Raw genomic sequence first — 22,473 nt, 5'->3', positions numbered from 1 at the left:
GAATTAAAGAATTTTCCCCCTGATTTATCGGGTGAGCCGTTTATTGATCTTTTATGGAAAACTTTGAGTGTTATCTATCGGTTATTATATAGAAGATTTCGAGATAGAATTTCATAATTTTGTTTTTGATGGGATAAGGGCTATTAAGCAGGATTCCTGTATTTGAGATTAAACAGATTGTAAATATTTAAAAAGTAGATAAGATGGAAACATTTGACGATATCATTAAAGGGGATAAACCTGTATTGGTGGATTTTTTTGCGACATGGTGCGGCCCGTGTAAGGTGTTGAGTCCGACGGTCGAGGCATTGGGGAAGGAGTTGGCGGGACAAGTGCGTGTCCTTAAAATTGATGTAGATAAGAACGAGGCACTTGCCACACAGTTGAGGATCCAATCCGTACCCACTTTGATCATCTTTAAGAAAGGTGAGATCGTATGGCGCTCTTCCGGCGTGATGGATCACGGAAGCCTATTGCGGAAGGCGCAAAGCTATATCGATTAAAAGCCGTTCATCGGGATCAATACCGTTGGGATCAATAATAGGAATCCTAGGATCACTAGGACAAGGATGAATTTCCATGCCCATTTGAACCATTTATCATACGGAATACGGCTTACTCCTAGAACCGCTATCAGAACACCAGATGTGGGAGTTATCAGGTTCGTGAAGCCATCGCCAAACTGAAAGGCCATGACGGTGGCTTGCTTGGATAAACCGATCAACTCCGAGAATGGGGCCATGATAGGCATGGTGAGGGCCGCTTTGGCACTTCCGGAAGGAATAACTAAATTGATAAGCGTTTGAATAACGTACATCATCCCGACCGTAGCTACTTGTCCCAAACCTTCCATCCCTTTCGCTAGGTTAAAGAGAATCGTATCGATCACTTTACCGTCTTGCAGGATTACGATAATACCTCCAGCTAAGCCGACAACCAAGGCGGCGCTCATAATATCCTTGCAGCCCTCTAAGAATAGTTTCACAAGCTCATTCGGATCGCGTCCATTGGCAATTCCCGCCGCTATGCCCAAGGCGAAGAACAAGGTCGCTATTTCCATAATATACCAACCGTAGCCCATTACGCCTGTTATCAAGAAAAAGATCGTGAAGAATAAAAGGTTCAATATATATAAGTGCACGGTTTTCCGTAGGGCAAATATCGAGCTGATCACGAACGCTACGCTAAGAATCGGAATTAAGGGTAGTCCCTTGATTACGCTATTTCCTATTTTTAAGGATGTCTGGGGGTAATAGAACGAAAAGATAACGAGTACGATAGCCAATAGGACGAAACTGATCCATGCGGCTTTCGGGGTTCTGTATACGATTTCCAAGGAATTGGTACTATGCAAATCTCTCCAATATTGATCATCCTCATAGACTGGTGACAATTGAGGGTTCTTTTTTACCTTGGCGGCATAACGCAATATCCATGTGAAGCCTACCACATTGATAATACACCAGCAAACGATGCGATACTCGATACCGGAGAAAAGAGGAATCCCCGCCAAGCCTTGCGCTATACCGATCGTGAAAGGGTTTAAAATCGCCCCGGCGAAACCTAATCCCGCCGCTATAAAAACCATACATACGCCAGTTATGGAATCGTACCCCATAGATATCGCCATCGGGACCAAGACCAGACAAAAAGCGATGGTTTCCTCACTCATCCCGAATACGGCTCCGAATAGGCTGAAAAGTAGCATGATAGCAGTTAATAAGAAATTGTCCACACCTATTTTACGAAGGATAGGGTTGTTCTCCATTTTGCGTGCTTTCCGCAGGAAACTGACTGTTCCGATATCAAATGCCTTACTGTCGTTCACGATCCAGAATGCACCACCGATGATAAGGATAAAGACAATGATATCCGCCTTGTCTACAAATCCTTTATAAAAGGCGGAGAGTACTTCCCAAGTCTGAGGTACGCTTTCCACGGATTCATATACAACGGTTCGCTCTCCGTCCGGGCTGATACTTTCCGTATATTGCCCACCGGGAATAACCCATGTCAATATGGCGCAAAATAAGATGATGTAAAAGATAATTACGTATGTGTGGGGTATTTGTCTCTTTTTCATGATTCTGTTTTTTCGTCTTCTTCTGTTAATATTCCGATCTCGGGAAGGATAGCTCGGGCCTCACGGTCACTAAGCGTATCTACGTCTTTGAGTTTACGTTGGATGGCACGGGTACGGGTACCTAAAACCTCTTCTATTTGCCCGCTGGCGGTTTGCAAGTTCTTTTGGGCTTTCTCGAGCATACCGCCTACTTTCTCGAATTCTTTTTTCACGGCCCCTAAGATCGTCCATACCTCCCCTGAGTGCTTTTGGATCGCCAATGTACGGAAGCCCATTTGTAAACTGTTTAGTATGGCCGCTAGGGTAGTGGGACCTGTTACGACTACCTTGTAGTTTCGTTGCAAGTCCTCCAATAAAGCGGAACGGCGTACGACCTCGGCGTAAATGCCCTCGAACGGCAGGAACATAATGCCGAAATCGGTCGTGGCGGGAGGCGCCAGATATTTGTCCGAAATATCTTTAGCCATCTTCTTGATCGTTGTCTCCAATAATTTTCCGGCTGTCTCGATCGCTTGGGAATCTGCGGCATCGTAAGCGTCTAGGAGCTGTTCGTATACATCTTTCGGGAATTTAGCGTCTATGGGAAGGTATACGAATTCTCGGGCATCATCCCGCCCGGGGAGCTTGACTGCGAATTCAACGACAGCGTCCGAACCTTTCCGGGTACGCACGTTCGCCTCGTACTGCTCGGGGGCCAATAACTGCTCCAATAACATACTGAGTTGGATCTCCCCGATATTTCCCCGGGTCTTAACATTACTAAGTACCCGTTTTAATCCTCCTACATCCTGCGCTAAGGTTTGCATCTCGCCCAGTCCTTTTTGTACACTTTCTAATTGTTCGGTGACTAAACGGAAAGATTGCCCGATACGGTCGTTCAATGTCTTTTGAAGTTTCTCGTCTACGGTGACTCGGATTTCTTCCAGTCTTTTTTCCGTGTTATCCACTAATCTCTGCTGGCGTTCGTCCAAGGCGGCGAATTTCTCTTTCTGCAACCTGTTAAAAGAATCGATACCACGTTCGAAAGCTTCCCTGAACTCGTTCATGGAATGAGCCAGTTCTTCTCGGTTATCTTTCGCTACCAAACGGCTTTCTTCCCGGTTCAGGCGGAAGTCTTCCCTAAAGTTTTTCTCGATACGGTCGAACGAGCGTTGTATCTCGTTTAGCAACTTTTCCAGGTCTTCTTTGTTATTATTTAGCTGTTTAGGACGCAAAAGGATTTGCATCACGATGATTATAAGAAGTCCGCCAATAATAATCCAATCCATCTGTTTTTGATTTTGACGTCAAAGATAGGTAATCTGTATTTTGTAACAGCAGTTAAATAGAGTTAAATAAAAGAACATTGTTTATTTTCGTTTGTTTTATCGACAGAAAGCTGCTTATATTTGTGCAGCCAACTTAAGTAAGACTATTAAATTTACATACAAAGATGGCAAAAGTAACATTAAAAGGTAACGAAATTCATACGAACGGCGAGTTGCCGAAAGTTGGGACAGAGGCTCCGGACTTCAAGGGTGTAAAAAGTGATTTATCCGAATTGTCGTTAAGCGACTTGAAAGGAAAGAAAGTGGTGATAAATGTTTTCCCGAGCTTGGATACAAGTGTATGTGCGGCCTCGGTAAGACGCTTCAATAAAGAAGCCGCTTCGCATCCGGATACGGTAGTATTAGCTGTTTCTAAAGATTTACCTTTTGCGCATGGACGTTTCTGTACTACGGAAGGTATTGATAAGGTGATTACATTGTCTGTGTTCCGGTGTTCATGTTTTGAGGATAAGTACGGGATGCTTCTGGTAGACGGTCCGCTGAAAGGGTTATTAGCCCGTGGCGTGATAGTAGTCGATGGAGCTGGTAAGGTGGTTTATGAGGAACTTGTTCCCGAGATTACTACCGAGCCGAATTACGACGCGGCTTTGGCGGCGTTGAAATAAATATAGTAGATTATTGTTTTTCATTGGTTAAAGTTAAGGGTTAGTGTAGGAGGCCGTCGGATGTGAATCCCGCGGCCTTCGTTTTTTTTGTGAAGAGGCTAAAGTTTTCCTTCCAGCTCATCGACGATTTGCCCATCGAAGAGATTGATGATACGGTCGGCGTAGGTCGCGTCATGTTGCGAGTGTGTCACCATGACGATCGTAGTCCCTTCGGCATTCAGTTGACTGAGTAATTTCATAATTTCAAGACTGTTTTTAGAGTCGAGGTTTCCAGTCGGTTCGTCAGCCAATATCAGCATAGGTTTACCTACGACGGCTCGAGCGATGGCGACACGTTGCTGCTGTCCGCCGGAGAGTTGCTGCGGGTAATGTTTGGCACGTTGGCTGAGGCGTACTTTGCGCAGGATGTCGAGTACTTGTTGTTTGCGCTCAGCCTTGGGGATGCCGAGGTATTTCAATTGGAGGTCTACGTTTTCCTCGACGGTAAGCTCATCAATGAGATTGAAGCTTTGGAACACGAAACCAATGCGTCCCTTGCGATAGCGTGTACGGTCTTTCTCCTTTAGGTGTCCCACCTCTTCGCCTTCTAATAGATAGCTGCCCTCGTCCGGGTTATCCAGCAGGCCGAGAATATGTAGCAGGGTTGATTTGCCGCATCCGCTGGGTCCCATGATGGCGATGAACTCGCCCTTTTTCACTTCCATGCTTATGCCATTGAGCGCGATGGTCTCTACTTCTTCCGTCCGGAAGTTTTTGCTGAGGTTCTTTATTTGAATCATGACTTGTCTTGTTTTTGTGAGAATGTATACCTATTATAGAATGTTGCTTTTATTCGGTCCGGATACTTTTGATGGGGTTACGGCGGGCGACTTTCAAGGTTTGCCCGATGATTGACACGAAAGCGATGGCTATGATTGCCAAAACTGCTGCGGTTATGAGATACCACGGAAAGGCGATGCGGTTATAGAACGACTCCAAACTGATTTGAACCGCTTTCACGCTGATGGGCAGGGCGAAACAGGCGGCAAGCAACGAGAGTGCCATGAATCGTTTGGAAAGTTCCCATACCGCGCCACTTGTCTCGGCTCCCATCACCTTGCACAAGGCGATCCGTTTGCTTTGCTGTTCGGTGTAGCTTATCGACATGGCCAGCAGTCCCAGGGCAGAGATGAGGATGGAGATGGTCATGAAGCAAAGGACAAGCATCAGCGTGTTCTTCTCATGGGTTAAATCCTTGTCCATATAATCGTCGATATAATCGGCTTCCAACTCTTTCGGTATCCCGATCACTTCATTGGACACTTCCCGGCAAGTGCGGCGGATGGCGGCTAAGGCTTCCGCCCGATCGCCTTGTGTCTTGACGATTTGACGGATGATGTAGTCTTGTGGGTTCAACACCATAACGGCTCCATGCGAATCGGGTTGGGGTGTGTTCAACGCGCCCAGCGAACGATAGTTGCGGATGACACCACAGACGTTATATCGATAGCCGCCCTTGTCGCCATTTTTTCCAAAATGGGGTCTGCCGGATGAAAGCTGGTAACGACGGCAAGTCTCTTCCGTTACCCAAACCATGCCGGGCAGTGGGTCAGACCAACGTTCTACCACTTCGAAGCCCAACAGCCGGAATGCGGCGCTGTCTATATCCGAAAGGTGGAGCCACGAGTACCCTTCTTCTTCCGATTGCAGTACACCATCGTGACCGGTGAAGAAAGGCAGTCTTCGTGCCAATGCTACTTCTGTCACTTGGGGTAATGCCTGTAAGCGTTTCTGGAGGATGACTTGCTTGTCGTAGGTGTGTCCCAAGTCCCATGTCTTGACGAATACTAGGTCTGTATTATAACCGGTCGGCAGGGTGGCAAGGTGGTATATTTGGAAGGCCATGGTGAGTCCCAAGGTGATGAGTACCGTGCTGATGATATTCTGCACGATGATGAACAAGCGGCTGAACAGTTGCTTGTTGTGCATGCGGAAATTTCCTTTTACGATATCTATCGGACTGTATTTGTAGGTGATGATGGCTGGTAACAATCCCGATATGCCGGCGATTCCTACCCATAGCAACAGCGAATAGGCTACCATCGCCGGTGAAGAGACCAAAGCGATCCGGGTGGAGAGCAAGTACTCGAAATAGGGCTTTGTGATGACGGCAACTAAGCAACCGCCGATGAAACAACCGGTTGTGAAGATAGCGGACTCTGCGAGGTAGCGTAATACGATTTGCCCTGCCGAGTCACCCATCAGCCGGCGGGTCGCCATTTCATGGGCTCGTTTGCTGGTTTGCGATACGGTCAGGTTGATGTAATTGAAGATAGCAGAGAGTAGCAATACAAATGCCAACGAGAACAAGATTTGTACCTGTTTCCGTGTCCCTTTACGGAAAGGGCCGTATTGGTTCAGGGGAGAGAAATAAATCTCGTCCATGCGTGTCACCGAAGAACCCCAAAAAAGCCTGTTTGTGCTGTTGTCTTCTTTCCAGTATTCCCAATAGCCTTTATACTTATCGAGTAGTTTACGGGCAACAACATCGGGAGTTACCCCTTCTTCCAACGTGATGAGTATTTGCGTTGAACCATAACTGTCCATCCATGCATAATCCTTTTCTGCCAGTTTGAAAGGAATCAAGATGTCTATCGGTTTCAACAGTTCTGTCGAGCTGAAAGCTGGGAGAATCCCAATGACCTGTAGCGGTGTCTGGTTCAAGTACATCACGGTACGGCCGATCGGATTTTCATTCCCGAATACTTTGTGGGCGAATGGCTCGGAGAGGATGACCTCGTCTGTCCCGATCAGTGCTTTGTTGCGGTCGCATCCAACGAGCGTATAGTTGAGCATCTGGAAAAAATTAGGATCTGCCGCGATGCCGTTTACTTGATAATATTGGTTGTCTACCATGAAGTCGGCCGCTTCAATATGGATCAGGCGTGTCCACTCTTTTATTTCCGGAATGGAAGGGAACAATTCCGGGGCAGTCCCGGTTGTCATACCGATCCCATCTCCATAGCCGACGGCATACAATTTGTGAGAGTACGGCTGATTGTTACCGATATTAAATTCGGTTTCAGCATACGAGGTCAGGAGGATGACAACTCCCAGCGCGGTAGCCAATCCACAGAACTGGATAGTTGTGTAGAGTTTGTTACGGCCGAGAAAGGTAAAGTACGATTTCATATTTTGCTTGTTTTTGATACAAAGGTATAGAGTGGTTGGTATCTGGCAAGGGCTTGGATGCCCGGTCGCGGTAGTTTGTATGAAAATCATACACCTGCTTGTATGATATTCATACAGCCTTTTTCCGTACCTTTATCCCCGATAAAAGAGATAAAGGAAAACAAACGAATCGGATATGGCAAATTACGGGACAATAGTGGTGGTAGATGACAATCCGGCGATTCTTACGGCGGTCAAGATCTGCTTGGTAGGTGAATTTGACAGGGTATTGACACTCACTTCTCCCGACACGCTTTTTACGGTATTGGCACAAGAGAAAGTGGACGGGATTTTGCTCGACATGAACTTCACGCAAGGGGGAAACTCCGGGCTGGACGGCTTGCTTTGGCTTCGGGCGATCCACAAGAAGCATCCGGCTATCCCGGTGGTACTGGTGACGGCATACGCTGATATCAAGTTGGCGGTGCGTGGTTTGAAGATGGGGGCGGCAGACTTTGTCGCCAAGCCGTGGGATAACCAAGAGCTGATCCGCATCTTGAAAGATGCGATTGATGCCGGGCGTAATGTGGTTCCATTGGAACAGGTCGAGGCGGAACATGTGAGCAAGGTGGTGGAGCGTTGCCACGGCAATATCAGCCGGGCGGCCGAATTGTTGGGGATTACCCGGCAGACGCTGTATGCTAAAATGAAAAAGCTATGATGTTGATAGGCTCTTTGGGAGTAGTTGTCGTTCTCTTTATCGGATGGTTTTACCGCCATCAGGTATTGTTAAAAGATCGGGCGCATCTGATGCGTGAGGCGATTCGTAACCAAGAATTCACGTTCCGTCTTCCTGTAAAGGGCCTGTTCTTCGGTGAGCGGGCGTTGCAAGAGGCCCTCAACGAGACGGGTAGGGACATCGGCCGGTTGCTTGCCCGCAATGAGGTGGAATCGTGGCAACGGCTGACCCGTGTGCTTACGCATGAGATCATGAATGCCACTACGCCTATCGCCAGTATCAGTCAGGCCTATCTGGAGCATCCTGCGATTATCGGAACGGTTTACGAGGAGGGGATCCGTGCCATTCACGATACCAGCCGAGGACTTGCCTTGTTCGTGGACAGCTACCGGAAACTGGCGGAACTGCAAGAACCTGTTATCGGAGAGGTCTATTTGAATGATTTTATGGAGGGGATCCATGCTCTTTATTCCGATTTAGAGTGGCATCTTTCCATCCCTTTGTCTGCTACGATGTGTACGGATCAGAATATGTTGCGGCAAGTGCTGATTAACCTGATCCGGAATGCTTGTGAGGCAGGGGCTACGACCGTGGATGTGCGTTGGAAGAAGGGGTTGTGGGTCAGCAACAATGGTGCGCCTATTCCGGTGGCTATCGAACGGGAGATTTTTATTCCTTTCTTCACGACGAAAAGAACGGGTTCCGGTATCGGCTTGTCGCTTTCCCGGCAGATGATGGTCCGGCAAGGCGGGGATCTTTGTTTAGCGGAGCGTCCTGTGTCGGGTTATCAAGTGACGTTTATAGTTTCTTGCTTAGGATAAATTTAAGATGAGATATGAATAAGAAAATACTTCAACTGGCGATACCTTCTATTATTTCTAATATAACCGTACCTTTATTGGGATTGATAGATGTGGCGATCGTGGGACATCTTGGAGCAGCGTCGTACATCGGGGCGATCGCTGTAGGCGGGATGCTGTTTAATATTATCTACTGGATATTCGGGTTTCTCCGTATGGGGACAAGCGGTATGACTTCCCAAGCCTACGGGAAACGGGATTTGACGGAAGTTACCCGGATCTTATTCCGGTCTGTCGGGGTCGGTTTCCTAATTTCCTTTGGACTTTTGATACTTCAATACCCGATCTTAAAGGCTGCGTTTACTTTGATCGACGCAACGGAGGAGGTGAAGCGATGGGCCTCTCTTTATTTTAATATCTGTATTTGGGGAGCGCCGGCCGTATTGGGTTTATATGGCTTTGCCGGTTGGTTCATCGGTATGCAGAATTCTCGTTTTCCGATGTTTATCGCTATCACGCAGAATATCGTGAATATTGTGGCCAGCCTATGTTTCGTGTTTGTGCTGGGTATGAAGGTGGAAGGTGTAGCGCTGGGAACACTGATCGCCCAATATGCGGGCCTCTTCATGGCGTTTGCTCTTTGGTTGAAATATTATGGGCGTCTGAAAGCGTATATCGATTGGGACGGTCTTTGGGGTGGGGAGGCGATACGTCGCTTTTTCTCGGTCAATAGTGATATATTTTTCCGGACCTTGTGCTTGGTCGCTGTTACTACCTTCTTTACTTCTACAGGTGCGAGACAAGGGGATGTGATATTGGCCGTAAATACCTTGTTGATGCAGTTGTTTACCTTGTTCTCTTATATAATGGATGGTTTCGCTTATGCGGGAGAGGCATTAGCCGGCCGGTTTATTGGGGCTAAAAACGATGTGGGGTTACGTAAATGCATTCGTTTATTGTTTCTATGGGGAATCGGCCTCTCTTTATCATTCACGATTCTTTATGCGTTTTTAGGGAGGGATTTTCTGGGACTGTTGACGAACGATACCTCGGTCATTGAGGCTTCCGGGGATTATTTCTATTGGGTATTGGCGATCCCTTTATGTGGATTCTCCGCTTTCCTTTGGGACGGTATCTTTATCGGGGCCACGGCTACACGCCAGATGCTTTACTCGATGCTTGTGGCCTCGGCTACTTTCTTTATTATTTATTACCTGTTTTATCGATCGATGGGAAATCATGCGTTATGGATGGCTTTCCTTGGATATCTCTCCTTGCGAGGTGGTATGCAATGGATACTTTGGCGATATAGGAAAATTACAATGCCCATTATAAGCAACTGACAATGCCCATCGTAAGCGGCTTATAATGCCCAGTATAAGGAGCTTATAATGCCCATTGTAATAAACAAAGAAAGCGAGACTTCTATCTGGTTGATAATCAAGTCTCGCCTTCTTTGTTATGTGGAATGATAGTTGTTTATCGTTGTCTGTATGAGATCAATTCTTCTGGGTTGAATCGTCCGATATAACCCTGATGTTTCTCTATCTCAGCCTCTACGTAATTGGTGTAAACAACCGCGGACTTAGCGAACAGCTCCGGCGCTTTCGTCGCATCTTGGATCAATAGATGAGCCATGATGATATCAGCGGCCATCTCCATCAAGCGGCGAGCCACGAAATCGAGTAATTCCTGATCTTGAGACTCTTTTACTTTCGCCATGCTAGCCTCGAACTTATTAGCCATCTCTACTAAACGAGCCTTCAGCGGTTCCATCTCGGCAGAGCAAGGGATCGCCTCGAATTCACGGATGGTAGCTAGGTAAGACCCGTTTGTCACGTAACGTATGGCCGCTACGGTCTGCAATTGCGTCGTGCCTTCATAGATGGAGGTGATACGGGCATCGCGGTAGATACGTTGGCAAGCATACTCCATCATAAAACCGGATCCTCCGTGTATTTGGATGCAATCATAGGCATTCTGGTTGGCGTATTCGGAATTCATACCTTTTGCCAACGGGGTGAAAGAATCCGCCAATTTGGCGTATTGCTTCTGTTCCTTACGTTCTTCCGGAGTCAGTTTACGCTCACGGGCGATGTCGTCCAGTGCCTTGTAAATATCAACGTAACGAGCGGTTTGGTATAACAACGCACGTCCGGCATCCAGCTTCGCTTTCATGATGGCGAGCATGTCGTAAACAGCGGGGAAGTCGATGATTGCCTTACCGAACTGCTTGCGGTCTTTGGCGTAGGCTAATCCTTCGTTGTAAGCGGCTTGGCTGAGGCCTACCGATTGTGCGGCGATACCTAGGCGTGCGCCGTTCATCAAGGCCATCACGTATTTGATCAAGCCCAGTTTGCGATCGCCACAAAGCTCTGCTTTCGCGTTCTTGTAAACTAACTCGCAAGTAGGAGAGCCGTGGATTCCCAATTTATTCTCGATACGGCGTACGTTTACGCCACCTTCCCGTTTGTCGTAGATAAACATGGACAAACCACGTCCATCCTTGGTACCTTCCTCGGAACGGGCCAATACGAGGTGAAGATCCGCGTCGCCATTCGTGATGAATCGTTTTACGCCGTTCAACCGCCAGCAATTCTCTTTCTCGTCGAAGGTAGCCTTTAGCATCACGGATTGCAGGTCGGAGCCAGCGTCCGGCTCGGTCAGGTCCATAGACATGGTTTCTCCTGCGCAGATACGTGGGATGAAACGGCTGTGCTGATCCTCGTTGCCGAACTCATATAAGGTTTCGATACAATCCTGTAATGACCAGATATTACCGAAGCCGGCGTCAGCCGCCGCTACGATCTCCGCACACATGGTGTACGGCGTGATCGGGAAGTTCAAGCCACCGAAACGGCGAGGCATCGTCATACCGTTCAAACCGGCTTTTACCATCGCGTCGAGGTTCTGCTTCGTGCCGGAAGCATATTCCACACGACCATTCGCGCAGTGAGGACCTTCGGCATCTACGCCTTCTGCGTTAGGGGCGATGATCTCTCCGGTGATCTCTCCGGTAATCTCCAGCACCTTATCGTACGAGTCTATCGCGTCGGCATAATCTTGCGGCGCGTAGTCGAACTCTTCCTTGTCTCTGTACTCGCGTTCCTTCAGCTCGCAAATACGTTCCATCATCGGATTGTTCAAGTGATACTTGAGTTCCGGTATGTCTGTATAATAATTAGCCATCTTTACTTACTGTTCTTTTTGTAATACTTAATCATCTTAGGAATCACCTCTTCTACCGTACCATTGATTACGTAATCGGCGATCGTGTTGATCGGGGCATTCTCATCATTATTGATCGAAATGATGATACCGGCGTCTTGCATGCCGGCGATATGTTGGATCTGCCCGGAGATACCGCAAGCGATATACAATTTCGGACGCACCGTGACACCGGTCTGACCGATCTGACGGTCGTGGTCGCAGAAACCGGCATCGACAGCCGCACGGCTGGCGCCTACCTCGGCGTGAAGCTCTTTCGCTAAATCGAACAATAAATTAAAGTTCTCCTTGGAGCCTACGCCATAACCTCCGGCCACTACGATCGGAGCGCCTTTCAGGTTGTGCTTCGCTTTCTCTACATGACGGTCGATCACCTTCACCACATAGTCTGTCTCGGGGACATACTTCGCTACGTCGTGGCGGATCACTTCACCTTTATAGTTCTCGTCAAGGACTTCCTTTTTCATCACGCCCTCACGAACGGTCGCCATTTGCGGGCGGTGTTCCGGGTTGATGATCGTGGCTACGATGTTACCACCGAACGCCGGACGGATCTGATATAATAAGTTCTCATAGGTAATACCCGCTTTTTTATCCTCGTGCGAGCCGATCTCCAAAGAGGTACAATCGGCCGTCAAGCCGCTTGTCAAGGCCGAGGATACACGAGGACCCAAGTCGCGACCGATCACCGTAGCGCCCATTAAGCAGATCTGCGGTTTCTCCTCCTTGAACAAATTAATCAAGATGGAAGAATGAGGAAGTGATGTATACGGGAATAAACCCGGAGCGTCGAACACATGAACCTTGTCGACGCCAAAAGGCAATACTTGTTTCTCTACACCCTCAAGGCCGGAGCCGGCAACAATCGCTTCCAGTTGGCAGCCTAATTGATTGGCTAGCTTACGACCTTTGGTCAGAAGCTCAAGACTTACATCGGCAACGCTCGTGCCTTCTGTCTCACAATATACAAATACGTTGTTCATAATCTTATCCGATGGTGTGGTTAGCTAATAGTTCGACAATCAAATCCTCTACATCTTGGTCGGAACCGTAGATCGTCTTGCTTTCCTTGGCCTGGAAGACGATGTTCTGGATCGCTTTTACCTTTGTCGGCGAACCGCTAAGGCCGCATTGAACCAAGTCTCCATTCACGTCGGCTACGCTCCATTCCTGGATATCCAGATACGGGCGGGTCTCGTACAATTCCGGGTAGCGAACGGTCGGTTCTCCATCTTGGTGACAGGCGGGTTGCGTGTTCCGCTCTTGCTTGCCCATGGCGTATTTGTACTTCTGTACCAACTTCGCATTACGAGGACGGCAGGGAGCGGCGGAACCATTCACGGTGATTACGATCGGAAGCGGACCTTCCACAGTCTCGACACCTCCGTCGATATGACGTTTTACGGTGATACGTCCGGCCTCTTTATCTACGTTCAGGATTTCCTCGGCATACGTGATCTGGGTCAGTCCCAATTTCTCGGCGACTTGCGGACCTACCTGTGCCGTATCGCCGTCGATCGCTTGGCGACCACCGATGATAATATCATAATCGTTGATTTTCTTGATAGCCGTGGCAAGCGCATAGGATGTGGCTAACGTGTCGGCTCCGGCAAACGCACGGTCGGTCAACAAAAAACCGCCGTCAGCACCACGATACAAACCCTCGCGGATGATTTCGGCGGCACGTCCCGGGCCCATCGTCAGCAGCGTAACTGTCGTCCCGGGGTAAGCGTCTTTCAAGCGTAACGCTTGTTCCAACGCGTTCAGGTCTTCCGGGTTAAAGATCGCGGGCAAGGCGGCGCGATTGATCGTACCGTCCGCCTTCATGGCGTCCTTTCCCACGTTTCGTGTATCCGGGACCTGTTTCGCTAAAACAATAATTCTTAAACTCATATTATATTAGGAATATTAGATTTTTATGTTGATATAATACTTCTACATTCTTGTTAATCTCGAGGTGCAAAAGTAATCAAACATTCTTTATAACAAAGAACTTTAGTCGGGAAATTGCACACTTCGTATCTGTTTGAGCATGTATTGCCTGTTGATTACTCGTAGCGATGATTGGTTCTCGATCTCTTTACGACTTGTCCGTACACGATCAACGCTATAGCGGAGACCAAGGCTATCGCACCGAAGTAATACCAGATGTAATGAGCGTTTGCGCTTGCCGCGAGCCATTCCTCGTGAGAGGCGAACAGCGTGGGTTCCGGACAGTATTTACTTAAAAGGAATCCAGATAATCCGAATCCGAAGATAGAGGATAAGAAAGAGTGCAAATGGCTGAATCCAAGATAGAGACCTTCTTCTCCTTTGGGTGCTTGCAAGGAGAAATACTCGAGAAAGCGAGGAGAGATGAACGTCTCCGCCAGCCCTTGGAAGACGATACCCACCACCATCATGAAGGCTACGGGATGCATCCCTAAGATCAAGGAATTAGTATCCAGCATATTGCCGGATGCCATGCAGAGGGCGGATACCGGCATGATAAACATCCCTACCGTCATGGAGGTAAGCGCTGTCCGTTTCCGCATCATCCGCGTGACCAGATTGACTGTCAGAACTACGACTAATGGATTTACGTTGGCGTACCAAGAAGGAGAGGCCCCCTCGCCGGCCAAACGAAGCACGTATTTAGGCATCGTGGCATACAGCTGGTGCTGAACCATCCAAAAGCCTGTAATGATGAGGATCAAGATCAATAACCGTCCGTTACTACAAACCTTGATCAGGGCGTTCCAGATTTGCCCGAACGTCTTGCCCTCGCCCGAATGCTGAGTGCTTTTGTAGAAGAACCAGATCGCTATCAATGCGAGGAAGGTCATGCTCGCCGAGAAATAGTTCAAGGTAATCAATCCCTCGTTGCCCAACGCCTCGCGAAGCGGCTTCACGATGGTCTTCCCGGAGAAGGCCCCGATATTTACCATAGCGTAGAAGATAGAGAAGCCCTTTGCCCGGGTTTCCGGCGTGGTCTCTTTAGCGACCGTACCGGAGATAACGCTCTTGATGAAAGCCCCGCCGCATACGATCAAGGCCATGATAGGGATAATGCCGTACTGAAGATTGCTCTCCAGCAATCCCGTAAAGGTAGTCGTCGTGCTGTATTCAACAAGTCCGGCGGATTGAAGCCAAGTAGGGTAAACTGCCAGTCCTAGATAACCACAAGTTAACAAAGTGAAAGCCAGTAGCATCGAGTTGCGGAAACCGATCTTATCGGCCAACGCTCCGGCAAACGTGGGCAGCAGATACAGACAAGCGGAAAAGATACCGGCGATGCTGGCAGCCTGAATGTCGTTAAAGCCTAAGATGCGGCTAAGATAAAGGGTGATAACGATAAATACGCCATAATAAGCGGCTCGCTCGAACAACTCGACGGTGTTCGCTACCCAGAATGCTTTACTGAACTTGATTTTCTCTTGTTTCTTAGTTGTCATGATATTTTTATTAGTAAGATAGATTAGATGGATAAGTAAAAGAGGAGGCGCAGGTGAGAAAATGAAGAGCTGCGCCTCCTCGTCTTTGTTTTATCGTATAGTAATTACGAATTAGGGCTTTACGGTATACGGTTGGTGGATCGCCTTATCGAAAGCTTTCCAATGCTCATCCGTCATGTTGCCCGGCGTAAACAACGCCACGCCAGCCGCTCCGTTTTCCATGGAGCCTCTTACGGCCTCCTCGATCTCGGACGGGATCAGTCCGTGGCCTTCCGGGTCCTTGATATTCGCCTTGTTCTGCCAATCCTCGCAGATGAACAAACCGCTATAAACCGGCTTCTTGCCTTGCACGGAGGCTACTTCCTCTTTCACGATCGGAGCCAGCCAAGAAGCGTCCTCCAGATAGAAATCGTTATAATTCATCGGGAAGAAAGCGTCGATATTCCATTTATTCCATTCTTGACGAACCATCCATTTAGCGTGAGAGTCCGGCCCCGGGAATACGGCGGCGCTCACTTTCTTGCCTTTGCCGTGAACCTCGTCGGCGATGCGGTTTACCAATTTCGTGATCAAGTCGCAACGGAACTGCGCCCATTCTGCGCATTTGGAAGGATCCTCTACGGATTTGATGTCGATACCGGTAGCGGCCTTGAAATCGGCCACGCATTTGTCACAGTAACAATAGTCCGCCGTAGGATATTCCTCGTCCATCACCAAACCGTATTTTTCCCAAAGTCCGCGGGCTAGGATGACATCCACGTAACGGATATAATCCAGATGGATATAATCCACCTCCGGGATATCGGCTACCTTGCCATACAGATTCAGCAAGAACTCCGCCGTACCTTCTTGGTTCGGGCACAGGCATTTGTAATAAGGCACATACGCCTGTACGGAATAGGCCGACTCGCCTTTCCGGTTCACGGCGTAGAGGGTGGAGTCCAATCCATGTTGCAACATGGCGGGAATCCATGCGTGATATTCCATGCCATTGGCATGGGCCGCTTTGGCGGCACGCTGAATTTTCTCCGTGTCATGGCCGGCGTTGTAGCACATCCCGTCTACTCCGTGGGCATGCCATTTACTAAAGTCCGCCTGTAAGGTTTGCTCGGTGGTATTCCCACCTTCGCCTTGCCATGCGTAGACCTTGACTGTTTTCTCGGGAGCCTTGACGCAAGCCGTCAGAGCGACGGCCGCCAAAGCGATAAAGAGCTTCTTCATATCTCGCAAGCGCATAAAGTCGGTATTAAGTTACGATCGCCATAAGCGTTATCTACACGGGCTACGTTAATCCAAAACTTGCTGTCGTGCAACCATTCCAGCGGGAAGGCAGCCTTCGTGCGGGGATACGCGTGTTTCCACTCGTCGGCGGTCACCTCGTATTCTGGATGCGGGGCGTTCTTCAAGACGTTGTCCTCCTTCGAAGCCTTGCCTTCCTCCACCTCCTTGATCTCGTTCCAGATACATTCCATTACCTCTACGAAACGATCCAGCTCGGCCTTGCTCTCGCTCTCGGTCGGCTCTACCATCAAGGTGCCGTGTACCGGGAAAGATAGGGTAGGAGCGTGGTAGCCGAAGTCCATCAAACGCTTGGCGATATCGCCCTCGTCGATGCCCGAACGCTCTTTTACCGTGCGGCATTCCAAGATCAACTCATGACCTACACGGCCTGTCGCTCCGGTATAAACGATGCCGTACGTATCCTTGAACTTAGCGGCCAAGTAATTGGCGTTCAAGATGGCCGTCTTCGTCACTGTCTCAAGACCTTCCGTACCCAGCAAGCGGATGTAAGCGTACGTGATCGGCAGGATACCGGCGCTACCATAAGGAGCTGCGGATACCGTATTCAAGTCGCTGCCCCAAAGCACCGGATGCTGCGGCAAGAACGGAACCAGATGCTCGGCCACGCAGATCGGGCCTACGCCGGGACCACCACCTCCGTGAGGAGAAGAGAAGGTCTTATGCAGGTTCAAGTGACATACATCGGCGCCGATCGTACCCGGATTTGTCAATCCTACCTGCGCGTTCATGTTGGCGCCATCCATATAAAGCTGTCCTCCGCAAGCGTGAACGATGTCGCACATCTCCTTGATGTCCACCTCGAAGATACCATGCGTGGACGGATAGGTAATCATGCTGGCAGCCAGACGCTCCTTGTTCTCCTCGGCTTTCGCGCGGAAATCTTCCAGATCGATATTACCATTCTCGTCGCATTTAACGGTTACGGTCTTATATCCGCATTGGATAGCGCTGGCCGGGTTGGTTCCGTGGGCGGAAGCCGGAAGCAAAACGATATCACGATGGCCTTGGCCGATGCTTTCCTGATAAGCACGGATCACACGAAGACCCGTGTACTCGCCGGCGGCGCCGGAGTTCGGTTGCAACGTACAGCCCTTGAAGCCTGTGATCGTGCATAAGTAAGAAGACAGGTTCTCGATCAGCTCCGTATAGCCCTCCACTTGCTCCTCCGGAGCGTACGGGTGGATATTCATGAATTCCGCACGGCTAAGCGGCAACATCGTAGAAGCCGGGTTCAGCTTCATCGTGCAAGATCCCAGCGAGATCATGGATTGAGCCAAGGAAACATCCTTTCGTCCCAAACGGGTGATGTAACGCATCAACTCGGTCTCCGTATGATATTTCTTGAATACGTCTTGCTGCAAGAAATTGGAGGTACGGGCGAATTTAGCGTCGAAATAAGTCTGGGCGGGGATAGACTCGTCCAGCATATAGTCTTTACCTGCGGCTCCGGCGAAGATGTATAGTAATACGCCTATGTCCGTAGGCAATGTTGTCTCGTCTATGCTGACGCCCACTTGTCCGGCCTCGAAATAACGCAAGTTCACCTTGCACTCCAAGGCGATCTCACGCAGCGCGTTCACCGACACGTGTGAAGGAAGCTGTATCTTCAAGGTATCGAAATAATCCTTGTTTAATTGCGTATATCCCAGTTTCTCCAACTCCTTGGCCAAGAATCCGGCCGTGGAATGAATCCGTCCGGCGATGTTACGCAACCCCTCCGCTCCATGATATACGGCGTAGAAGCCGGCCATGGTAGCCAACAACGCCTGAGCCGTACAGATATTGGACGTAGCCTTCTCACGTTTGATATGTTGCTCGCGGGTCTGCAAGGCCAAGCGATAAGCCGGATGGCCGTAAGCGTCCTTGGAGATACCGATGATACGTCCCGGGATCGTACGTTTATAATCGTCCTTCGTAGCGAAGAAAGCGGCGGAAGGACCCCCGTAGAACATCGGGATACCGAAGCGCTGGCTGCTACCGAATACGACATCCGCTCCCCATTCTCCCGGAGGAGTCAGCAATACCAAGCTCATCAAGTCGGCGGCTACGCCTACCTTGGCTCCGGCGGCGCCCGCACGGGCTACGAATTCCTTATAGTCCTCGATCGAACCATCCGCATTCGGGAACTGTACGATGGCGGCGAACACATCCGGCGTGAACTCGAATTTCTTATAATCGCCCACTACCACCTGGATGCCCTGCGGGACCATGCGGGTGTGGATGACGGCCAGCGTAGAGGCGAACACATTCTCGTCGATGAATACCGTATTCGCTTCCGCTTTCACCTGCGCACGGCTACGTGAACCATGGAACATGGTAACCGCCTCGGCTGCCGCTGTCGCCTCGTCGAGTAGCGAGCAGTTTGTCAAAGGTAATCCTGTCAATTCACTGATAACAGTCTGGAAGTTCAGCAACGCCTCCAAGCGTCCTTGGGATACTTCCGCCTGATACGGAGTATAGGAGGTGTACCAAACTGGGTTCTCGAATACGTTACGTTGGATCGGGGCCGGGCAAACCGTGTCGTACCAACCCATACCGATATAAGAGGTGAATACCTCGTTCTTGGAGGCCAGCTCGGCGATATGCTCGGCGAACTCACGTTCCGTCATGGCCTCCGGGAGGTTCAACGGCTCTTTCAAACGGATGTTGGCCGGAATGGTCTGATCGATCAACTCGTCCAAAGACTTCACGCCAATCGTCTCCAACATAGCGGGAATATCTTCCGCTGAGATGCCCACGTGGCGGTTTACAAACTTATTTGTGTCCATAATTCTAGTATTTTATAAATAAGGATTATTTAATTTCTCATCAATGATTCGTGTCTCGGGGCCATGGCCGGGGTATACCACGGTCTCGTCCGGCAACGACAGTAATTTGTCCTTGATAGCGGCAAGCAGTATATCTTGGTTGCCTCCCCATAAATCGGTACGGCCGATGCTTCCGGCGAACAAGGAATCCCCGACGATCACGAAATCGTTCTTCTTGTTATAGAAAGCCACGCCTCCGGGCGAATGACCGGGAACGCTCAATACCGCCAGCTCGGATTTCCCGAACTTTATGATTTCCCCGTTTACCAGATATTTCCCTACCGGGACGCTTTTCGCCTTCATCGGCAGGCCGAACGCCTTGGCTTGCTCCTCGGGGGAGGGAAGGCCCTCCACGTCCGCTTTATGGGCTTCCGGGCTCAATCCGTAGGTGTCATGGATGAATTCGTTACCGAATATATGATCCAGATGGAGGTGCGTACAAAGGTAACGTTTCAGCGTCAGCCCGTTCTGGGCGATAAAGTCGCTTACTTCTTTTTGTTCCTCTTTGCGCAGGCAGCCGCAATCGATAAGGACTGCCTCCTTGGTATCATCGTATAGCAAGTAAGTATTCTCGGAGAAATAGTTTACTTCGAAAGATTTTATCGTAATCATAAGGGTACGTACACTACTTTTTTAGTTTCAAAAAACTCTTCTTTAAAATGGTCTTTCAGATCCATGCTTATCGCTTGGTTCCGGAAAGGCAATATCTCGTGCGCCAGCTCTCCACCTTTCAGGCAAATCAATCCGTTGGGCAACGCGTTGATCTGTTCTTTCTTTATATTCTTGCGGACGATCTTTACCAGATCCGCCAGAGGCATCACGGCACGGCTTACCACGAAATCGAAAAGCTGCTTTTCCTCCTCGCCCCGGCAATGGCGGAAGGATACGTTCTCCAGCCCGATCGCCTCGGCCACGGCTTGTCCCACCTTGATTTTTTTCCCGATGCTGTCTACCAGATGGAAATGGGTCTCAGGGAATAAGATCGCCAAGGGGATGCCGGGAAAACCGCCTCCCGTACCCAGATCCATCACCGAGGAACCCGGCTTGAAACGCAGCATATCGGTGATACCCAGCGAGTGAAGCACGTGATGCGGATATAGGTTCTCGATATCCTTCCGTGAGATCACGTTGATCTTGGCGTTCCAATCCGTATATAGGTCATATAGGGCGGCGTACTGCTCTTTTTGCCGGTCGGTGAGATCGGGGAAATAAGATGTGAGAATTGAAAATTGAGAATTGAGAATTGAAAATTTCTCCGTATTTTGTTCCATAGGACATCTGTTTATAGGTTTATCTATCATTAATTTTCAATTCTCAATTTTCAATTAACTGACTTATCGGGCTGTCATCCCGCAGCAAATAGCGGATTTCCTTGTAAGGGAGATGGACGTTCGTGACGCCTACCACGTATGCCGCTATCTCATATTCGTTGAAAGAATAGGTGATACCCGTCTCGTCTACGAGGAAGTTACCGTTCGGGAAGATCTCGTCCACGCTAAAGAAACCGATATTTTCCAGTTCCTTGGCGTCGGATACGTTGTTTTGCTTGGCGATCTGATCTACCAATATTCGCGCCAGATTGTCTTGATAGTTGTCCACGAATATCTCCTCCTCGGTGATCGGCTTACCGGTCTTGAGGTTCACTACATGGTTATTGTAGGAATGTGCGCCATGCGCTCCGCCCGTATAGTTCTCGAAGCTTACCGTATAGCTGATGATATCGTCTTGGTTGAAGGCGATATCATCCGACGACATCTCATAGTAAGAGAACCAAGAGCCCACCGGTGTCTCGTCGGATTTCGCCACCTCAGCCTTGTAATCCTCTTCCAGATCCTTATAAGCGGCCAGATAGTCGTCGGTATATTTCCGTACCGCCTCCTCGGGGGATAATTGCTCATAATTCTCGCCGAAATAAGAGGAGACGAACTGTCTCTGTAGATTCTTAAGAACCTCTTTATCCGAATATTTCCGGGGATAAACGAACTTGATCTCTAGATTGCAATTGGGATTATCCGGATTATCTAACAAATGGTAAGTCTTTTCCACGCTGATAGAATCAAACGTGATACTGTTTTCAGAAGCCTTCTTCGTTCCGGTATCGCAACCCGTGGCTAAGATACCTATCAAAAGAAGCGCCAACATGCTTTCGCGTAAATGCGTTCTCATCGGACTACAGATTTAATTTATTTGTACGCGAATGTACGTTATTAAATTGTATAATCAAATTGCACGATGAAGTTTAATAAGAGGACAATCTTTCCTCGGTGGTTTTCGGGTTGAGTTGTCTATTTGTCCGATACTTTCCGGGTGTTCTCTTGCGTGAGAAGAATAGTTCCCATTTTATATCACCTAGGGGCGTACCCAGCCTTATGAGAATATAAATGTTATTTTCAAGCTTTCATCTGGATGAAAGCAAACTGTATAGGTTATCATATTTAGAAAATAAGAGCTTTCTGCCACTATAGACATCACATCCATAGGCTTTAGATCAAAAACAGTCTTTCCTAAATAATCTGTATATAAAACAGAATCTGGCTTAATGACTGTATTATGCCTTTTATACTTTAATATTCCATTTCCTTCATAAGATGCAAGGCCACCAAACTCTGTCGTTATATTAATGTCATAATACAAATACACTTTTGCGCCTGCATCAGGTTTTCTTGAGCTTGTACTTTCTTGGTCATAATAAACCTCTATTTCGGCTTGAGGATCTTCTGGTTTTTCCCCTTCATCGATAATGTCATTTTCACTACAACCAATAAAAATGACCATGAAAAATATAAATAAAGAAGTTCTCATGTTTCTGAATCAGTTTTAATTAGTTAACAACTAAAATAGGATTGCCCTAAATGTACAATTAGTTTTTATCATACCATTATAGTTTGAAGGAAATTATGGGTAATGATGATAAAATTTAACTATAGCCTATTGGCACAAGTCTACCATCAATAGGATGTGAACGCATTAAAAAGGTTAAACAATAGTGAGCTACCT

General features: G+C 48.5%; 19 protein-coding genes. 5 read left to right on the top strand and 14 right to left on the bottom strand.

Annotation, left to right across the window (positions count from 1 at the left end; translation table 11 throughout):
- The first annotated feature begins 203 nt into the window (after positions 1-203).
- On the top strand, positions 204-503 hold the full coding sequence (gene trxA, locus DWX33_RS16295) for a thioredoxin (RefSeq protein ID WP_005855547.1): 300 nt from the start codon (positions 204-206) through the stop codon (positions 501-503).
- On the opposite strand, the gene DWX33_RS16290 is transcribed toward trxA, so the two are convergent.
- Together DWX33_RS16290 and DWX33_RS16285 are read right to left on the bottom strand one after the other, a co-directional pair.
- A complete protein-coding gene (locus tag DWX33_RS16290; RefSeq protein ID WP_048927735.1) occupies positions 500-2,083 on the bottom strand; it encodes a YfcC family protein in 1,584 nt (527 codons plus the stop codon). The two genes, trxA and DWX33_RS16290, sit on opposite strands and share 4 nt — an antisense overlap.
- Complete coding sequence (locus DWX33_RS16285) at positions 2,080-3,351, bottom strand: DNA recombination protein RmuC (RefSeq protein ID WP_122144508.1); 1,272 nt, start codon at positions 3,349-3,351, stop codon at positions 2,080-2,082. The genes DWX33_RS16290 and DWX33_RS16285 overlap by 4 nt, the downstream gene beginning before the upstream one ends.
- 164 nt (positions 3,352-3,515) lie before the next feature.
- Here DWX33_RS16285 and tpx point away from each other — a divergent pair, with 164 nt between their 5' ends.
- A complete protein-coding gene (gene tpx, locus DWX33_RS16280; protein WP_005865275.1) occupies positions 3,516-4,016 on the top strand; it encodes a thiol peroxidase in 501 nt (166 codons plus the stop codon).
- A 98-nt stretch (positions 4,017-4,114) separates the two neighbouring features.
- On the opposite strand, the gene DWX33_RS16275 is transcribed toward tpx, so the two are convergent.
- Positions 4,115-4,795, bottom strand: a complete 681-nt coding sequence (locus tag DWX33_RS16275; protein ID WP_005865277.1) for an ABC transporter ATP-binding protein — start codon at positions 4,793-4,795, stop codon at positions 4,115-4,117.
- Between the two features lie 49 nt (positions 4,796-4,844).
- On the bottom strand, positions 4,845-7,187 hold the full coding sequence (locus tag DWX33_RS16270) for an FtsX-like permease family protein (protein ID WP_122380681.1): 2,343 nt from the start codon (positions 7,185-7,187) through the stop codon (positions 4,845-4,847).
- 175 nt (positions 7,188-7,362) lie between these two features.
- Between DWX33_RS16270 and DWX33_RS16265 the strand changes: the two genes are divergently transcribed.
- From DWX33_RS16265 to DWX33_RS16255, 3 genes are read left to right on the top strand one after another with little or no spacing between them, the layout of a single operon-like run.
- The gene (locus tag DWX33_RS16265) at positions 7,363-7,887 is read left to right on the top strand and encodes a response regulator transcription factor (protein WP_122380680.1); all 525 of its coding nucleotides are present in this window, start codon (positions 7,363-7,365) and stop codon (positions 7,885-7,887) included.
- Positions 7,884-8,726: a PAS domain-containing sensor histidine kinase gene (locus DWX33_RS16260; RefSeq protein WP_122380679.1), complete on the top strand. Its 843-nt coding sequence runs from the start codon at positions 7,884-7,886 to the stop codon at positions 8,724-8,726. The genes DWX33_RS16265 and DWX33_RS16260 overlap by 4 nt, the downstream gene beginning before the upstream one ends.
- Positions 8,727-8,740: 14 nt before the next feature.
- Complete coding sequence (locus tag DWX33_RS16255) at positions 8,741-10,048, top strand: MATE family efflux transporter (protein WP_122380678.1); 1,308 nt, start codon at positions 8,741-8,743, stop codon at positions 10,046-10,048.
- 136 nt (positions 10,049-10,184) lie between these two features.
- On the opposite strand, the gene DWX33_RS16250 is transcribed toward DWX33_RS16255, so the two are convergent.
- The 10 genes from DWX33_RS16250 to DWX33_RS16205 form a co-directional block, all read right to left on the bottom strand.
- Positions 10,185-11,894, bottom strand: a complete 1,710-nt coding sequence (locus DWX33_RS16250; RefSeq protein WP_048927739.1) for an acyl-CoA dehydrogenase family protein — start codon at positions 11,892-11,894, stop codon at positions 10,185-10,187.
- Positions 11,895-11,896: 2 nt separating this feature from the next.
- Entirely contained in the window at positions 11,897-12,916 is a 1,020-nt protein-coding gene (locus tag DWX33_RS16245; RefSeq protein ID WP_008771673.1) for an electron transfer flavoprotein subunit alpha/FixB family protein, read from the bottom strand.
- Between the two features lie 4 nt (positions 12,917-12,920).
- Positions 12,921-13,826 carry an electron transfer flavoprotein subunit beta/FixA family protein gene (locus tag DWX33_RS16240; RefSeq protein ID WP_057329207.1) on the bottom strand — a complete coding sequence of 302 codons (906 nt, stop codon included), beginning with the start codon at positions 13,824-13,826 and terminating at the stop codon, positions 12,921-12,923.
- A 155-nt stretch (positions 13,827-13,981) separates the two neighbouring features.
- Positions 13,982-15,367 (bottom strand): MFS transporter, encoded by a 1,386-nt coding sequence (locus DWX33_RS16235; RefSeq protein WP_057327314.1) that lies wholly within the window; start codon positions 15,365-15,367, stop codon positions 13,982-13,984.
- Between the two features lie 111 nt (positions 15,368-15,478).
- On the bottom strand, positions 15,479-16,588 hold the full coding sequence (locus DWX33_RS16230) for a hypothetical protein (protein ID WP_008778512.1): 1,110 nt from the start codon (positions 16,586-16,588) through the stop codon (positions 15,479-15,481).
- Entirely contained in the window at positions 16,585-19,437 is a 2,853-nt protein-coding gene (gene gcvP / locus DWX33_RS16225; RefSeq protein ID WP_122380677.1) for an aminomethyl-transferring glycine dehydrogenase, read from the bottom strand. The genes DWX33_RS16230 and gcvP overlap by 4 nt, the downstream gene beginning before the upstream one ends.
- Before the next feature lie 12 nt (positions 19,438-19,449).
- Entirely contained in the window at positions 19,450-20,088 is a 639-nt protein-coding gene (locus tag DWX33_RS16220) for an MBL fold metallo-hydrolase (RefSeq protein ID WP_122380676.1), read from the bottom strand.
- Entirely contained in the window at positions 20,085-20,777 is a 693-nt protein-coding gene (rsmG, locus tag DWX33_RS16215) for a 16S rRNA (guanine(527)-N(7))-methyltransferase RsmG (protein ID WP_008778511.1), read from the bottom strand. The genes DWX33_RS16220 and rsmG overlap by 4 nt, the downstream gene beginning before the upstream one ends.
- Before the next feature lie 13 nt (positions 20,778-20,790).
- Positions 20,791-21,642, bottom strand: coding sequence for a DUF3298 and DUF4163 domain-containing protein (locus DWX33_RS16210; RefSeq protein ID WP_005855566.1), 852 nt, complete (start codon positions 21,640-21,642; stop codon positions 20,791-20,793).
- 201 nt (positions 21,643-21,843) lie between these two features.
- A complete protein-coding gene (locus DWX33_RS16205) occupies positions 21,844-22,278 on the bottom strand; it encodes a hypothetical protein (RefSeq protein ID WP_122380675.1) in 435 nt (144 codons plus the stop codon).
- Between the last annotated feature and the right edge of the window lie 195 nt (positions 22,279-22,473).

It is taken from the genome of Parabacteroides sp. AF19-14, assembly GCF_003635485.1.
Taxonomy (GTDB): domain Bacteria; phylum Bacteroidota; class Bacteroidia; order Bacteroidales; family Tannerellaceae; genus Parabacteroides; species Parabacteroides distasonis.
Note: the sequence above shows the minus strand (reverse complement) of the source record. Positions and strands in the feature narration are given on the sequence as shown.

Coding starts and splice junctions, on each gene's coding strand:
- trxA (WP_005855547.1), top strand. CDS start 204: ATGGAAACATTTGACGATATCATTAAAGGGGATAAACCTGTATTGGTG.
- DWX33_RS16290 (WP_048927735.1), bottom strand. CDS start 2,083: ATGAAAAAGAGACAAATACCCCACACATACGTAATTATCTTTTACATC.
- DWX33_RS16285 (WP_122144508.1), bottom strand. CDS start 3,351: ATGGATTGGATTATTATTGGCGGACTTCTTATAATCATCGTGATGCAA.
- tpx (WP_005865275.1), top strand. CDS start 3,516: ATGGCAAAAGTAACATTAAAAGGTAACGAAATTCATACGAACGGCGAG.
- DWX33_RS16275 (WP_005865277.1), bottom strand. CDS start 4,795: ATGATTCAAATAAAGAACCTCAGCAAAAACTTCCGGACGGAAGAAGTA.
- DWX33_RS16270 (WP_122380681.1), bottom strand. CDS start 7,187: ATGAAATCGTACTTTACCTTTCTCGGCCGTAACAAACTCTACACAACT.
- DWX33_RS16265 (WP_122380680.1), top strand. CDS start 7,363: ATGGCAAATTACGGGACAATAGTGGTGGTAGATGACAATCCGGCGATT.
- DWX33_RS16260 (WP_122380679.1), top strand. CDS start 7,884: ATGATGTTGATAGGCTCTTTGGGAGTAGTTGTCGTTCTCTTTATCGGA.
- DWX33_RS16255 (WP_122380678.1), top strand. CDS start 8,741: ATGAATAAGAAAATACTTCAACTGGCGATACCTTCTATTATTTCTAAT.
- DWX33_RS16250 (WP_048927739.1), bottom strand. CDS start 11,894: ATGGCTAATTATTATACAGACATACCGGAACTCAAGTATCACTTGAAC.
- DWX33_RS16245 (WP_008771673.1), bottom strand. CDS start 12,916: ATGAACAACGTATTTGTATATTGTGAGACAGAAGGCACGAGCGTTGCC.
- DWX33_RS16240 (WP_057329207.1), bottom strand. CDS start 13,826: ATGAGTTTAAGAATTATTGTTTTAGCGAAACAGGTCCCGGATACACGA.
- DWX33_RS16235 (WP_057327314.1), bottom strand. CDS start 15,367: ATGACAACTAAGAAACAAGAGAAAATCAAGTTCAGTAAAGCATTCTGG.
- DWX33_RS16230 (WP_008778512.1), bottom strand. CDS start 16,588: ATGAAGAAGCTCTTTATCGCTTTGGCGGCCGTCGCTCTGACGGCTTGC.
- gcvP (WP_122380677.1), bottom strand. CDS start 19,437: ATGGACACAAATAAGTTTGTAAACCGCCACGTGGGCATCTCAGCGGAA.
- DWX33_RS16220 (WP_122380676.1), bottom strand. CDS start 20,088: ATGATTACGATAAAATCTTTCGAAGTAAACTATTTCTCCGAGAATACT.
- rsmG (WP_008778511.1), bottom strand. CDS start 20,777: ATGATAGATAAACCTATAAACAGATGTCCTATGGAACAAAATACGGAG.
- DWX33_RS16210 (WP_005855566.1), bottom strand. CDS start 21,642: ATGAGAACGCATTTACGCGAAAGCATGTTGGCGCTTCTTTTGATAGGT.
- DWX33_RS16205 (WP_122380675.1), bottom strand. CDS start 22,278: ATGAGAACTTCTTTATTTATATTTTTCATGGTCATTTTTATTGGTTGT.